Below are 14,618 nucleotides of genomic sequence, written 5' to 3' on the forward strand. Positions count from 1 at the left end.
TAAAAACGCGCTCATCCGGTTTTATTTTCCCTCATAGGGTTTGCACAGCGTATTGAAAATATCCCGAAAATAGATGAACATGGAAAGATTCATATCGCCCTGTTTTCGGGCTAAAGCAAACGCCGCTGCAATTTTATCCCCATACAAATACACCACATCCACCACAGGGGCAGGCACACGTTTATAGTCAGAGTTCGGAACAAGATCTCACAAATTGGTGCTAATATGTCGAGCAACTTCCACAACGAAAACACCAGTCGGCGTACTTCCTACCCATCCTCCCAGCCATCCGATTATCATATTGATCTTTCTTCCAGAATGACTTACAGTCAAAAGGATGATGACTGGGTGGCCGCGCAGAGCTATCTCCAAAATGGGGAAATCCTTGAACTCAAGATCATTGAACAAAACCGCGGCGGTCTGGTTGTAAAATTTGGTCAGCTTCAAGGGTTCATCCCGAATTCCCAAATCCCGAATCTGGCTTCCGGAAATCACGATACGCTCAAAAGCCGCAAAGTCGGTTCACTTATGCCGGTAGCTGTTATCGAAGCCGACAAAAAGCGCAATCGGTTGATCTTCACGGCCAAACTGGATGCGCAAGAATACAGCCGCAACCAATGGGCGCAGGGTCTCGAAGTTGGGCAGATACTCACCGGAAGAATTATCAATCTGGTAGAATTTGGCGCCTTTGCCGATATTGGCAACGGCATTAATGGCCTGATCCACATTTCTGAATTGGCGTGGCGGCGCGTCACTGCCCCGGCCGAGGTTGTCAAAGTCGACGAAACAGTGCAGGTTCGCATACAGGAAATCGACTTTAAACACCGGCGCATCAGTCTGAGCCGCAAGGCCGTGCGCCCCAACCCCTGGATTGATATTAAGAAACGCTATCGCATTGGCGATCTGGTGGAGGGTGTGGTCACAACAGAGCAACGCTTTGGCTTTTTTATTGAATTGGGCGCAGGGGTTGAAGGCTTGCTGCACCGCAGCGAGATTCCCTTCGGAGGCAGTATACTAGGCCACGAAAACGTCATCCCCGGCGAAAAAATTCTGCTGCGCATTACCAATATTGAAGCCCAACAACAACGCATTAGCCTGAGTTTGCAATTGGTTACGATCGAAGAACAAATTTCATGGTTGATGCACAGGCAGAATAAAGAATCACTCGGAGAAAAGGCATGACTTCAGATCATTCAGCACCTACTTTCAGCCAGCGGATGATTAACTTGATTCGCTTTATTGTGCGCCTGCTCTTTACGCTGATACTCGCCATTGGACTGGGACTCGCAGTCTATTATGCCGCGGCGTATGGCGTTCCCGCGCTGCGTATGCGCTATATTCAACCCGTAGAAGAAAACACCCAACGGCTCAACGACCTTGAAGCTCAACAACGCCAAACCCTGGAAGCGCTCACTCAACAAATCGAAAGCCTGCACACACGGCTGACCGAACTTGAAATTCAGCACGATGATTCAAAAACGCAGCTTGCCCAACTCGAAAGCGCGCTCGCTGCCGCAGAAAGCACTCAGGCTACACAAGCTGCCGCGCTCACCGACACACAAGCCAGGCTGACCGATGCGCTGAATGCTCTTGAAGATTTATCTTCTGGGCTGGATGCACTGGCCACCAAACTTGAAAGCATGGAAACAGACGGTATTGGCAATCGCGCATTGCTTACTGAGATACAGAGCGAACTCAATATATTGCGCTTGCTGGAAGCATTGACACGCGGGCGGCTGTTCATCTCGCAGGGGAATTACACTCAGGCGGAGGCCAGCATCTGGGCCGGTTTGGCGGCGATCGATTCGATCAGTGCCTCTGCGCCAGATTATCAGCGCACGGCGCTAACTCAGGTAAGTGAGTTGCTGCAAAACGCACTGGAACAATTGGCGGTTTCACCCCTTCTGGCGGCTGACCAGCTTGACGGAGCCTGGCAAATCATCCAGAGCGGATTGCCTGCTAAACCAAGTCCCACGCCCGAGGCAGAATCTACACCGGAAGCAGAAGCCAACCCGGCCCCCAGTCCGACGGCTACGCCTGAGAGTTAATTTCGCCAGAATCCCCACCCAAGGAGTAAACCCATGCCCGGTATTGTCTGCGCCATCCGCGGCGGCCCCGCCAGTCAGCCGACTATTCAAAAAGCTATTCAACTCGCCGAAAAAACTCATCAGACGGTTTATTTTTTGTACGTAGTTAATTTGGATTTTTTGACCCTGACTTCGACCAGCCGGGTGCATGTGGTTGAGAAAGAACTTCACCAGATGGGAGAATTTATTTTACTCACGGCGCAAACACAGGCGGCAAAAAACAGCGTGACGGCGGAGCCAGTAGTCCGGAAAGGACAGGTGCGCGATGAGATCATCGGGCTATGCCATGAAGTTGGTGCAGAGTACGTGATTCTAGGCCAACCGCGCGGGCAAAATGAAGTGGATACATTCACCCACGAACATATGGAGCAATTTCGGCAAGAGATTGAGCAAGAAAGTGGTGCAAAAGTGGTCCTGGCCGAGGAAGCCCAGTAATGAAGCGGAAAACAAACTTGCAGCGTTATCTAGTTGCTGCGCTGCTACTGGCCGGGGCATTGATATTTTACGCGCCGAATCGCATCGGGAAAGCTCAGGACGCGGGTTTGGGCACTATTTTTGGCCGCGTACTGGACGAACAAGGGGTTGCGGTAGAAGGCGCAGAAGTTTCTCTGCTGGCCGACAGAAAAATCGCTGTGTTGCATACAACCACACAAAGCGATGGCAGTTTTGCGTTGCACTTGAGCGCGCCCAATGACCCCACGGAATTTGACGAAGCTATCTATTTGCATATTGAGCGCCCTCACTTTAGCCCGGCAGAAATCGCTCTTGAATCCGCAGACTTGCAACAATTGAACGCCGGGGCGGCAGTCGAAATTCCAGATATAACGCTGGCACGCAAAATCAGTCTGGCGTTTTGGCTCGCTACGGTGATCTTCATCAGCATGCTGCTACTCATCGCCACCGACAAATTGCACAACACGCTGGCCGCGCTGGTCGGCGCGTCGCTGGTGCTCATCATCAGCTATTTGGGGCATCCGATCTCGGAAAATCTGTATATTTTCGATTTCACCGACTCGCTCAAATATATCGACTGGAATGTGATCTTCCTGATCATGGGTATGATGATCGTGGTCGCTGTAGTGGAAAACACGGGTATTTTCCAATGGCTGGCCTTTTTTGCCTACCGTGCTTCGCGGGGCAATGTGTATATTTTGCTCGCCATTCTCATGCTCATCGCCGGGGTGGCTTCGGCCTTCCTCGATAACGTCACCACCATGCTGCTGATGACCCCCATCACCATTCAGATCGCCATTTCGATGGGCATCAATCCGCTGGCCTTTTTGCTCCCCGAAGTCATGGCTTCCAACGTCGTTGGCATCAGTACGCTCATCGGCACGCCTACCAATATTCTCATTGGCTCGTATGCCGATATTTCTTTTAGTGAATTTTTAACCAATCTCACCCCCGGCGTATTGATGGCTTTCATCGGGCTGATTATATACAGCCTGCTGATCTACAAAAAAGAGTTGGTCGCTGCCAGCGAAGCTTCGCCTATGCTCTTAGAGCATCTTGCCGAGCGGGGACGCATCACCCAGCCGGAACACCTGAAAAAAGCGGGGTGGGTCGGTTTGGGGATGTTGCTGCTATTCATCTTTGGCGAGAAAATTCACCTGCTCCCCGCGGTGACGGCGCTTGTTGGCGCGACAACGCTCATGGTATGGATCAAACCCGATATCGAAGAAATGATCGAAGCCGTAGACTGGACGACGCTGGTATTCTTCATGGCCCTGTTCATGGTTGTGGGCGCCATTCAAGAAGTCGGCCTGATTAGCTATATTGCCGTATTCATTGGGCAGCTGGTGGGCGAAAATCTTGTATTGGCGATGATTGCAGTCACCTGGTTGAGCGCCATCCTTTCGATGGTGATCGCCAATATCCCCTTTACGGCAGCCATGCTGCCCGTGGTTGGGTTTCTCACCACAACCGTTCCTGGCGCAGAGAGCAAAGTACTGTTTTTCTGTCTCTCGGTGGGTTCGGCAATGGGTGGCAACGGCTCGTTAATTGGTGCTTCAGCCAATATGATTGCATCAGGCATCGCCGAGCGCGCCGGATACTCGATCAGTTATATGTATTTCCTTAAAAAAGGACTTCCCGCCTTGCTGATCACCGTCGGCCTGGCGATGTTGTGGTTGTTGATTAAGTTCTAAAATTAAAACTAAGGCCGCCAGGATGCAAAGGTGCAAAGAAAACGCTGTAAGTATGTTGCTGTTTTATCAAAGAACTTTGCGACTTTGTCCCTTTGCGCCCTGGCGTTATAGCGTATAGGAAATCTCATGTCCGAAAAAAACATTCGATCTATCATCTGTGCCGTGTACGGCAAACCCAGCAGCCGCGCCACCGTCACCCGTGCTATTAATCTGGCGCTGGAGCACAACGCCAAACTGACCTTTGTACACGCCATCAACGCCGAATTTTTAAAATCATCCGGCCCGTCAATGATGCCCCTGAAAACCGTTTACAAACAGCTACACGATATGGGCAATTTTGCCATGCTGATGCTGATTGACCGCGCCGAACGCCGCGGTGTTTCGCAAGCTGCCTACCTGGTGCGCGAAGGTGATGTGCAAGCACAACTCCACAAAGCTGTTTTGGAACTGCGTCCAGATTTGCTGGTCATCGGCGAACCCACCACGGCTTTGGGCGAAGCGGCTTTCAAAAGCCAAAGCCTGAAAGAATTTATCCAACAGCTACAAGACGCTCTGCATATTCAAGTCGAAATCGTCGAACCCGAATGAACCGCGGATACACGCAGATAAACGCAGAAAAAAATAAAAATCAGCGTTCATCCGTACTTATCTGCGGTTCCATTTACGAATAGAAACTATGACTACCACAGCACTCATCGTTATTTTACACGAACCCAAATTACTCTCGAAACTCTTACGCGCCTGGAACCGTGCCAATGTCCCCGGTGTGACGATTTTACCCAGCATGGGTGGATTCCAGGCTCAGAAACAAGTGCGCCGCGGCGGATTGGGCAGCCTGCTGAATATGTTCACCCCGGACGAACCCGGTCAGCGCACCCTGCTCAGCCTGATTGATGATCCTGAAACTTTGGAACGCGCCATCTCCGAAGCCGACCGCGTGGTCAAGGGCTTTGATAGCCCGCGCAGCGGCGTTCTCTTCACTATGCCCATTGATAACGTCATGGGCCTGCAAAAATGGCGGCATACGCCCCCCACCCAAGAGATTGAAGAACCTGAACAAAAAGAACCCTCCAATTTGTTGAAATGGTTCTACGAAGATGTCAAGGAAACCTACGGGCGTGATGCCCTCTCTGATAGGAGCAGCCAACGTCAATTGCAGGTCGGCGAAATCATTCACACCCTCGATCTGGACCCTATCATCGTGCGTGTGGATACGCCCATCGGTGAAATCCTGCCCCGAATGCTTGAAAATTCTACGGTTTCTATGGCCTGCGTGGTCAACACCGAGCAACGGCTTATGGGCATTATCCCCATCGCCACCCTTGCCGAAGTATTGCTCGCCCCAATTGTCCCCGAAGCCTTTGTGGATGAATCCGACGGTTATAACAAAGCGTTGCAATACTCCGCCCCCAATATCAATTTGCTCGCCGCCGACATTATGGACGAGCCGGTTTACGCTCACACCACTGCCGATCTGGCTGAAACCTATCAGCGCATGAAAGAACACAATCTTAGTGAGTTGCCCGTGGTTGATCCGTTTTATCATGTCATGGGCCACATCACCCTGCTCGAAATTTTGGCAAGGCTTTGACAGCCCCTGACAGGCATGATACACTTCCCCGGTTTTGACAGGATTGCATATGAAAACCGTCGAATGGGATTTCACCACCCACAAACTCCAGATGATCGACCAACGGCTGCTCCCCGGAACATTTGAAGTAGCCGTTTTTGATGATTATCGCGCTGTTGCGCAGGCGATTACAGATATGGTTGTGCGCGGCGCACCGGCGATTGGCGCAGCAGCGGGATTCGGCTTGGCGTTGGCTGCCATTCAATCGGGCGCAACCACTCCCGAGGGCTTACTCACCGATCTAAAATCTGCCGCCGACCTGCTCAAAAAAGCTCGCCCTACCGCTGTCAACCTGGCCTGGGCGTTGGATCGTATCTTGAATTCCCTCACCCAAACCCTCTCCCAGGGGGAGAGGGGGCAACTAAGTCCCCTCCCCCGGTGGGGGAGGGCGGAGGCTGGGGGAATTCTTGCGGATTTACGCGCCGCCGTTCTCACCGAAGCCCAACGCATCGCCGATGAAGATGTTGAAATCAACCAGCGCATGGCACGTCATGGCGCAGAACTCATTGAAGACGGCGATACGATCATTCATCACTGCAACACAGGCGCGCTAGCGACTGTTGATTGGGGCACCGCCTTGGGCGTGATCCGTTTGGCACATGAACAGGGCAAGCGCATCCACGTTCTCGTCGATGAGACTCGCCCGCGCCTGCAAGGCTCACGTCTGACGGCCTGGGAACTCACCCAATACGGCATCCCCTACGACATCATCAGCGATAACGCCGCCGGGCATTTCCTCAGCAGCGGGCAAGTGGATAAAGTCTTCGTCGGCTCCGACCGCACCGCCGCCAACGGCGATGTGTGCAACAAAATTGGCACTTATATGCTGGCACTGGCTGCCTACGATAACGGCGTACCTTTCTACCCCGTGGTACCCACCTCGACGATTGACATGACACTCGCCACCGGGGCAGAAATCCCCATCGAAGAACGCACTCAAGCCGAAGTTCTGTCGCTAACCTTCCAGGGGCAGGCTGCATTCCCCGAAGGCGCCTCGGCACGCAATCCAGCTTTCGATGTCACACCGCACAGGCTTGTTACGGGCATCGTGACTGAAAACGGGGTGGCGTATCCCCCATTCATAACAAATCTCGCACCTTTGGTAAAACGTTAAAAATTGAAGGTTGAAAGTTGAACGTTAAACCTGTAACCTTCAACTTTCAACCCTGAAGAGGAACATATGGATATTGTATTAACTGGCTCCGTCGCCTACGACTACCTGATGACCTTCCCCGGTCTCTTCAAAGATCACTTTCTGCCCGAAAAGCTGGATTCGATCAGCCTATCGTTTCTCGTTACTTCAATGGTGCGTCACCGCGGCGGAATTGCGCCCAATATTGCCTACACCCTGGCGCTGCTCGGCGGCAAGCCGCGCGTCATGGCCACCGTTGGCGAAGATTTTTCCGATTACCGCTCTTTTCTTGAAACTGCGGGCGTAGACACCAAACTGATGAAAGTTGTCGAAGGCAAATTCACGGCTTCGTTTTTCGCCAACACGGATGAATCCAACGCCCAGATTGCCAGTTTTTACCCCGGGGCCATGGATCACGCCGGGGAGTTGTCTTTTCACGACCTCGCGAACCAACCCGATTTGGTGGTTGTCTCGCCCAATGCCCCCGATGCGATGGTGCAATATCCCGTCGAGTGTCAGGCCCTCGGCATTCCCTATCTTTACGATCCCAGCCAGCAAATTCCGCGCATGAGCGGTGAAGATTTGCGCGCCGGTGTGGAGGGCTGCTGCGCCCTGATGGTTAACGACTACGAATTTGAATTGGTCAAGAAAAGCACCGGGATGAGCGAAGCTGAAATTTTGGGTGGCCGCGCCTTCACAGTAGTGACGCGTGGCAAAGATGGGGCTTCTATTTACGTGGGCGACGAAGAGATTCGCACCCCCGTGGTGACTCCTGCTCAAATCGCCGACCCCACCGGCGTGGGCGACGCCTTCCGCGGCGGTTTCCTGACGGGTTATTCTCACAGCCTCGATTGGGAAATCTGCGGTAAAATTGGCGCTTTGGCGGCCACATATTGCCTGGAATCTAAAGGCACCCAAGAACACAGTTTCACCCCCAAAGAATTCATAACGCGCTTCCGTGAACATTTTGATGATGATGGCGCGTTGGATGTATTAATTCGTTAAGGAGAAAAAATGTTAGACACTGTATTGAAAGAAACAACGACTGATTATTATGTGGCAGATATGTCACTTGCCGAATGGGGTCATAAAGAGATCGCCATTGCCGAAAAAGAAATGCCCGGTTTGATGACCTTGCAGAAAAAATATGGCCAGGCAAAACCCTTAGCTGGCGCGCGGATTGCAGGCTCACTGCATATGACCATCCAGACCGCTGTGCTGATAAAAACACTCGTCAAATTGGGCGCAGATGTGCGCTGGGCTTCCTGCAATATCTTCTCCACGCAGGATCACGCAGCCGCCGCGGTTGCTGATCTGGGTATCCCCGTTTTTGCTTATAAAGGCGAAAATCTGGACGAATACTGGGAGTTCACCCACCGCATCATGGAATGGGCAGACGGCGGCACCCCCAATCTCATTTTGGACGATGGCGGCGATGCTACCCTTCTTGTAATTCTTGGCTCCAATGCCGAAAAAGACCCCTCCGTGCTGGATAATCCCGGCAGCGAAGAAGAAGTTGCCCTCTTCACTGCCATCCGCAAACGCCTGAGCGAGAAACCCGGCTGGTACGGCGAACGTCTCGAAGCCATTCAGGGTGTCTCTGAAGAGACTACCACTGGTGTACATCGCCTCTATCAACTCTTTGAAGAGGACAAACTCCCCTTCCCCGCTTTCAATGTCAACGATTCTGTCACTAAATCTAAATTTGACAATCTTTATGGCTGCCGCGAATCGCTCGTGGATGGCATCAAACGCGCCACCGACGTCATGATCGCTGGCAAGATCGCCGTTGTGCTTGGTTATGGTGATGTTGGTAAAGGCAGCGCCCAGTCTTTGCGCGGTTTGGGTGCCACTGTCTGGATTACAGAAATTGATCCCATTAACGCCTTGCAGGCAGCGATGGAAGGGTATCGCGTTGTGCGTATGGATGAAGTATGTTCGCAGGCTGATATTTTCGTCACCGCTACTGGCAACTTCCACGTCATTACCCACGATCACATGGCCCAGATGAAAGACGAAGCCATCGTCTGCAATATCGGTCATTTCGACAACGAAATTGACGTTGCCAGCCTTGAACAGTACGAATGGGACGAAATCAAACCGCAAGTTGACCATATTATCTTCCCTGATGGCAAGAAAATCATCTTGCTAGCAAAGGGACGCCTGGTTAACCTTGGTTGTGCCACGGGTCATCCCAGCTTTGTGATGTCCAACAGTTTCACCAACCAGGTTTTGGCGCAGATGGAACTCTGGCAGAACAACGAGAAATATGAAAATCATGTTTACACGCTTCCCAAGAAATTGGATGAAGAAGTTGCCCGGTTGCACCTTGCAAAGATTGGCGTCAATCTGACCGAACTCTCAAAAGAGCAAGCCGACTATATTGGCGTTCACATTGAAGGGCCTTACAAACCCGATCACTATCGCTATTAAACCGTTACAGGTTGAAGGTTGCAAGTTGAAAGTTAAGCCCGTCGATTTCGGCGGGCTTTTTTAATGGTTTTCGTTGGTACAATTCACATCCTGGATACATTTTTATACAATGCTGAAGAACCACAAAGACTCAAAGTCACGAAGAAAACTTGATAGAAAACCTTTGTGTCTTCGTGACTGTGTGGTTTACTTTTCTACGGAGGTCTTATGGGCATGCACGGAGCTGGCTGGTGGGCTTACATCCGCCACGATGAGAAACAAGATCATACTAAAATCACTCGCGAGTTATTGCTGCGGGTTTGGGATTTTGCACAACCCTATCGCCAAGCTGTAATCGGCTTGCTGATTACTATTCTCTTAATTTCCAGTATCACGCTGGTTTCCCCGTTGCTATACCGCGATCTGATTGATAACGCCATCCCCAACGGCGATCTAACGCGCCTCAACTGGTTGGCTTTGGGCATGATCGGTGTGCCGCTTATAAATGGCGTGGTCGGCGTGTGGCAGCGGCGTTTGAATTCGGCGATTGGCGAGGGCGTCATCTACGATTTGCGCCGCGCCCTCTACGCCCATTTACAGCGCATGTCGCTGCGTTTCTTTACCCAAACGCGCACCGGCGAGTTGATGTCGCGCCTCAACAACGATGTCGTCGGGGCACAGCGTGCCATCAGCAATATTCTCGTTTCGCTCGTCTCAAATCTGGTATCCGCGATCGTCACCCTGGGCATTATGCTGGCCCTGGAATGGCGGCTGACGCTGCTCGGGCTGGCGATTCTGCCGCTCTTCATCATCCCCGCACGGCGCATTGGGCGCATCTTGCGCCGCCTCAGTCGTCGCTCAATGGAGCTCAATGCCGAGATGAACGCATCCATGAACGAGACCCTCAATATCAGCGGAGCGCTGCTGGTCAAGCTCTTTGGGCGCGAGCAGCGCGAATATGACCGCTTCAGCCGTGACAGTGATTCCGTGCGCGATATCGGCGTGCGCTCGGCGGTAACCATGCACTGGTTCTTCATGTTACTGAGCGTAGTCAGTGCGGTGGGGTCTGCGGTGGTATTCTGGGTGGGTGGGCATCTGGTATTACGCGGCGAGTTCACTATCGGGACAATTGTGGCTTTCGGCACCTATCTCACCCAGCTTTACAACCCGCTCATGGCCCTCACCAACGCCCAGATCGAATTCTCCCAGAGTATGGTCAGCTTTGAACGCGTTTTTGAAGTGTTGGATATTCCTGTGGAGATCGCCGAACGGACGAACGCCCGGCGCTTGACTCAGGTCAAAGGGCAGATTCAATTTGAAGATATTTCCTTCGCCTATGAGGGACTCGGCACCGAGAAGATCGGCCTGGACGAGATCGCCCGCTTCACCTGGTTCCGCGCCGATGAATCGCATCTCAAGCGCGGCAAAGAGAAGGCAGGCGAGGGGTCAGGTACCAGCCCCGAGGCAGGCGAGTCGCCCACCCAATGGGCGTTGCAAGACATCAATTTCAGCATCCAGCCCGGGGAGTTGGTTGCCCTGGTCGGTCCCAGCGGAGCGGGAAAATCTACCATCACCTATATGATTCCGCGGCTCTATGATCCCACCCACGGGCGCGTACGCATCGACGGGCAAGACATCCGAGGCCTAACCCTGAATTCGTTAGCCGAGAATATCGGCATGGTCACGCAGGAAACATACCTGTTCTACGAAACCCTCCGCGCCAACTTATTGTATGCGCGGCCTGATGCCAGCGAAGCCGAAATGGTCGCTGCCGCCCAGGCCGCCAATATTCACGAACTCATCGCCGGGCTGCCCGATGGCTACGATACGGTAGTTGGCGAGCGCGGCTACCGCCTGAGCGGGGGAGAACGCCAGCGTATGGCAATTGCGCGCGTCATTTTGCGCGATCCGCGTATTCTGGTGCTCGATGAAGCCACCTCCAGCCTGGATTCACTCTCGGAGGAGTTAATTCAGCACGCGTTGCAAAAGGTTATGCGAGGCCGCAGCAGCCTGGTGATTGCTCACCGGCTTTCCACCATTCTGGCTGCCGACAAAATTCTAGTGCTCGATGGCGGACGATTGGTGCAACAAGGCAATCACGAAGAATTGCTCATACAAGGCGGTTTGTATAAAACCCTGTACGAGACACAGTTTAAAGTAGATCCTGCACAATAGCGCTTATACTGGGCAGGAGTTCTCGCTTGCGATCGCAAAAAACCTGCAAATATGAGCATTTATTAATAGCTACAGAAATACCAACAACGCATGATACAATCCGGTGGAAATTCTGATTAGAACTTACGCAGTTCGCTAAAATATGTGCCGAAAATAGGGGTGTGTTGGGCGCGAAGCGCCCAACACACCCCTATTTTCGGGTTTTGCCTGCGCAAGTCCTGCTTATAAAATTAGGAGATACAAGTGAAACAACATTCTCAAAAGTTTAGTTGGCTGCTCATCGCAGCTTTGCTCCTTACCGCACTGACAGCCTGTCAGGCCGAAGAAGCTCCCGCAGCAACCGAAAGCGCCGAGATCGAATCCATCCCCGCTGAAGAAGATGTAGTACCCACCATCGAAAGCGCCGTAACCTTCTTCACCGGCGATGCCACGCCTGTCCCCGAACCAATTGTGCTCGAAGGCGCCCTGGTCACCGAAAGCGGCCTGCAATACCTTGAAATTAGCGCTGGCGAGGGAGATACCCCACAAGCCGGGGATATTGTCACGATGGAAGTCGTTGGCAACCTGGCAGATGGCACCGAACTCGTCAACACATACGCGCAAGGCACGCCTGCAATTGCTATTCTGGGGCGCGAGCAACTGCTGCCCGGTTGGGAAGAAGGCATTATGCTGATGCAGGTTGGCGGCAGCGCGCAGCTTGTGCTGCCGCCTGAGTTGGCCTTTGGCGAAGAAGGCTACGGCATGATCCCGCCCAACACGGAACTTATCATGGAAGTCACGCTAATTTCTGTTGAAGCGCCTCCTGTCCCCAGCGAAGTCGCAGCCGATGAAATGGTGGCTACCGAAAGCGGTTTGCAATACTACGATCTGGTTGAAGGCGACGGCGAAGTTGCCGAAGCCAACAGCAACGTTACCACCAACTACACCCTCTGGGTGCAAGGCGAAGAAGAAAATACCTTCATTGTTTCCTCCGATGGCAGCCAGCCCGTCTCGTTTGTGATTGGCCGCGGCGATGTCGTCTTCCCCGGCTGGGATGAAGGCGTTACCGGCATGAAGAGCAATGGCAAGCGCCTGTTGGTCATTCCCCCCGATCTAGCACTCGGCGAAACGGGTTCAGGCGAAATTCCTGCCAATGCCACGCTTATCATGGAAATCGAACTCCTTGATGTCTTCAACCCGCCAACAATCACCGAGATTGACCCCGAAGAATTCACCACTACCGAGAGCGGCTTGCAATACTACGATATTATCGCCGGTGACGGTGCCACCCCCGAAGCCGGGCAAACTGTGGTCGTCCACTACACCGGCTGGCTCGCCGATGGCACCATGTTCGATAGCTCCCTTACCCGCGGCGAACCCTTCTCCTTTGTGCTGGGCGATGGTTATGTCATTGCAGGTTGGGATGAAGGTGTAGCCACGATGCAAGTCGGCAGCACGCGCCAACTGATTATCCCGTCTGATCTGGCCTATGGCGAAAATGGCGCGGGCGGTCTGATTCCACCCGATGCTACCCTGGTCTTTGAAGTCGAACTACTCGAAATTCAAGAATCCGAATAAGCGCAACCACAGGTGACAGTCACTTCATAGGTGATTGTCACCTGTCACACTCTTTCTGTGGAAATTCCAGCCGAGTTTCTGGCACGCATAAAAAATCAATTGGGGGATGAATTTGAAGCCTTTCTGGCTCATTACGATGAACCTGCCGAGATTGGTTTACGCGTCAACACACTAAAACTCATCCCCGCGGCTTTCGCTGAACGAACTCCTTTCAAGTTGGCACCTGTTCCCTGGGCGCCAGCCGGATTTTTAGTCGATTCCAGTGAACGCCCCGGCAAACACCCTTACCATACCGCCGGGCTATATTACCTGCAAGACCCTGCCGCAATGGCTGTGACCGAATTGCTCAATCCGCAGCCCGGCGAACGCATCCTCGATCTGGCTGCCGCGCCTGGGGGCAAAACTACCCATATTGCTGCCCGGATGCAAAACCGCGGTTTGCTGATCGCCAACGATCTGATGGCGCATCGCGCCCAAGTGCTGGCAAAAAATATCGAACGCTGGGGGGCAACAAACACCGTCGTACTCAATGAGACCCCCGCACGGCTGGCAGCCCATTTTGGCGCTTTTTTCGACCGCGTTCTCGTCGATGCGCCCTGCTCGGGCGAAGGTATGTTCCGCAAGGAACCCGCCACCCGCAGCGACTGGATGCCCAAACTCGTCGAGAGTTGCGCCCTGCGTCAGGATACTATCCTCGCCGAGGCGGCTCTATTGGTGCGCCCTGGGGGAATATTAGTCTATTCCACCTGCACCTTCACCCCTACCGAAGATGAGGGCAGCATCGCCCGTTTTCTGACCAAGCATCCCGAGTTCGAAATTGAATCCCCGCCGCGTTACCCCGGCTTTTCCCCGGGCCGCCCCGATTGGCTGGACGATGAGCATTTACAGAATCCAGCTTTGAAGCAATTAATACGCCTGTGGCCGCACAATGCGCCGGGTGAAGGTCATTTCATCGCCGTCCTGCGCAAAACAAGCGGGGAGGAGAATCCGCTTCGGGAGGCTCAGGCCACCCCGCCGGAGAACGCCGCGCGGCACGATTTCCAGCAATTCTGCACGCAAACCCTGCACCGGCAGCCCGATGAAACACACCTTTCCCAGCAAGGCGCATATATTTACACCCTGCCCGCAGGCTGCCCCGATCTACGCGGGCTACGCGTGGTTCACTGGGGCTGGTGGTTGGGGATAGCCAAGAAAAACCGCTTTGAACCCTCACACGCTCTGGCAATGGGTTTACAACCCACTCAGATAAAAAACACTCACAATCTGGTCGTTGGCGATGCAGCCCTGGCCGCGTACCTGCGCGGCGAAGTGCTGTCATCACCCGGCGAGAATGGCTGGGTGATGCTCACCGTGGATGGCTTCCCGCTGGGGTGGGGAAAACGTGTGAACAATCGTATCAAGCCACATTTGCCCAACTGGCTAAGACAGTTTTAACGCAAGGCGCAGAGAAGCAAAGACACAAAGAAAAATATATGAAG

The 14,618-nt window shown here is 53.1% G+C and carries 12 protein-coding genes; all 12 read left to right on the forward strand.

Going from position 1 to position 14,618, the window contains the following annotated elements:
- Positions 1–225: 225 nt before the first annotated feature.
- The gene (locus tag HN413_05770) at positions 226–1,182 is read left to right on the forward strand and encodes a 30S ribosomal protein S1 (protein ID MBT3389900.1); all 957 of its coding nucleotides are present in this window, start codon (positions 226–228) and stop codon (positions 1,180–1,182) included.
- Positions 1,179–2,048: a hypothetical protein gene (locus tag HN413_05775; GenBank protein ID MBT3389901.1), complete on the forward strand. Its 870-nt coding sequence runs from the start codon at positions 1,179–1,181 to the stop codon at positions 2,046–2,048. The genes HN413_05770 and HN413_05775 overlap by 4 nt, the downstream gene beginning before the upstream one ends.
- 33 nt (positions 2,049–2,081) lie before the next feature.
- On the forward strand, positions 2,082–2,522 hold the full coding sequence (locus tag HN413_05780; protein ID MBT3389902.1) for a universal stress protein: 441 nt from the start codon (positions 2,082–2,084) through the stop codon (positions 2,520–2,522).
- A complete protein-coding gene (locus HN413_05785) occupies positions 2,522–4,234 on the forward strand; it encodes a TRAP transporter large permease subunit (protein ID MBT3389903.1) in 1,713 nt (570 codons plus the stop codon). Before HN413_05780 ends, HN413_05785 begins: the two co-directional genes overlap by 1 nt.
- Before the next feature lie 126 nt (positions 4,235–4,360).
- The gene (locus HN413_05790) at positions 4,361–4,822 is read left to right on the forward strand and encodes a universal stress protein (GenBank protein MBT3389904.1); all 462 of its coding nucleotides are present in this window, start codon (positions 4,361–4,363) and stop codon (positions 4,820–4,822) included.
- A gap of 88 nt (positions 4,823–4,910) precedes the next feature.
- A complete protein-coding gene (locus HN413_05795; protein ID MBT3389905.1) occupies positions 4,911–5,825 on the forward strand; it encodes a CBS domain-containing protein in 915 nt (304 codons plus the stop codon).
- Positions 5,826–5,874: 49 nt separating this feature from the next.
- Positions 5,875–6,978, forward strand: coding sequence for an S-methyl-5-thioribose-1-phosphate isomerase (gene mtnA / locus HN413_05800; GenBank protein MBT3389906.1), 1,104 nt, complete (start codon positions 5,875–5,877; stop codon positions 6,976–6,978).
- Between the two features lie 66 nt (positions 6,979–7,044).
- On the forward strand, positions 7,045–8,001 hold the full coding sequence (locus tag HN413_05805; protein MBT3389907.1) for a carbohydrate kinase family protein: 957 nt from the start codon (positions 7,045–7,047) through the stop codon (positions 7,999–8,001).
- A gap of 9 nt (positions 8,002–8,010) precedes the next feature.
- Entirely contained in the window at positions 8,011–9,429 is a 1,419-nt protein-coding gene (locus HN413_05810) for an adenosylhomocysteinase (GenBank protein MBT3389908.1), read from the forward strand.
- Positions 9,430–9,642: 213 nt separating this feature from the next.
- On the forward strand, positions 9,643–11,583 hold the full coding sequence (locus HN413_05815; protein ID MBT3389909.1) for an ABC transporter ATP-binding protein: 1,941 nt from the start codon (positions 9,643–9,645) through the stop codon (positions 11,581–11,583).
- A gap of 243 nt (positions 11,584–11,826) precedes the next feature.
- A complete protein-coding gene (locus HN413_05820; GenBank protein ID MBT3389910.1) occupies positions 11,827–13,140 on the forward strand; it encodes a hypothetical protein in 1,314 nt (437 codons plus the stop codon).
- Between the two features lie 57 nt (positions 13,141–13,197).
- Positions 13,198–14,574: a hypothetical protein gene (locus HN413_05825; GenBank protein ID MBT3389911.1), complete on the forward strand. Its 1,377-nt coding sequence runs from the start codon at positions 13,198–13,200 to the stop codon at positions 14,572–14,574.
- Positions 14,575–14,618: the final 44 nt, after the last annotated feature.

Source organism: Chloroflexota bacterium, from assembly GCA_018648225.1.
Taxonomy (GTDB): Bacteria; Chloroflexota; Anaerolineae; order Anaerolineales; family UBA11858; genus NIOZ-UU35.

Coding starts and splice junctions, on each gene's coding strand:
- HN413_05790 (MBT3389904.1), top strand. CDS start 4,361: ATGTCCGAAAAAAACATTCGATCTATCATCTGTGCCGTGTACGGCAAA.
- HN413_05785 (MBT3389903.1), top strand. CDS start 2,522: ATGAAGCGGAAAACAAACTTGCAGCGTTATCTAGTTGCTGCGCTGCTA.
- HN413_05770 (MBT3389900.1), top strand. CDS start 226: ATGTCGAGCAACTTCCACAACGAAAACACCAGTCGGCGTACTTCCTAC.
- HN413_05775 (MBT3389901.1), top strand. CDS start 1,179: ATGACTTCAGATCATTCAGCACCTACTTTCAGCCAGCGGATGATTAAC.
- HN413_05780 (MBT3389902.1), top strand. CDS start 2,082: ATGCCCGGTATTGTCTGCGCCATCCGCGGCGGCCCCGCCAGTCAGCCG.
- HN413_05805 (MBT3389907.1), top strand. CDS start 7,045: ATGGATATTGTATTAACTGGCTCCGTCGCCTACGACTACCTGATGACC.
- HN413_05795 (MBT3389905.1), top strand. CDS start 4,911: ATGACTACCACAGCACTCATCGTTATTTTACACGAACCCAAATTACTC.
- HN413_05815 (MBT3389909.1), top strand. CDS start 9,643: ATGCACGGAGCTGGCTGGTGGGCTTACATCCGCCACGATGAGAAACAA.
- HN413_05810 (MBT3389908.1), top strand. CDS start 8,011: ATGTTAGACACTGTATTGAAAGAAACAACGACTGATTATTATGTGGCA.
- mtnA (MBT3389906.1), top strand. CDS start 5,875: ATGAAAACCGTCGAATGGGATTTCACCACCCACAAACTCCAGATGATC.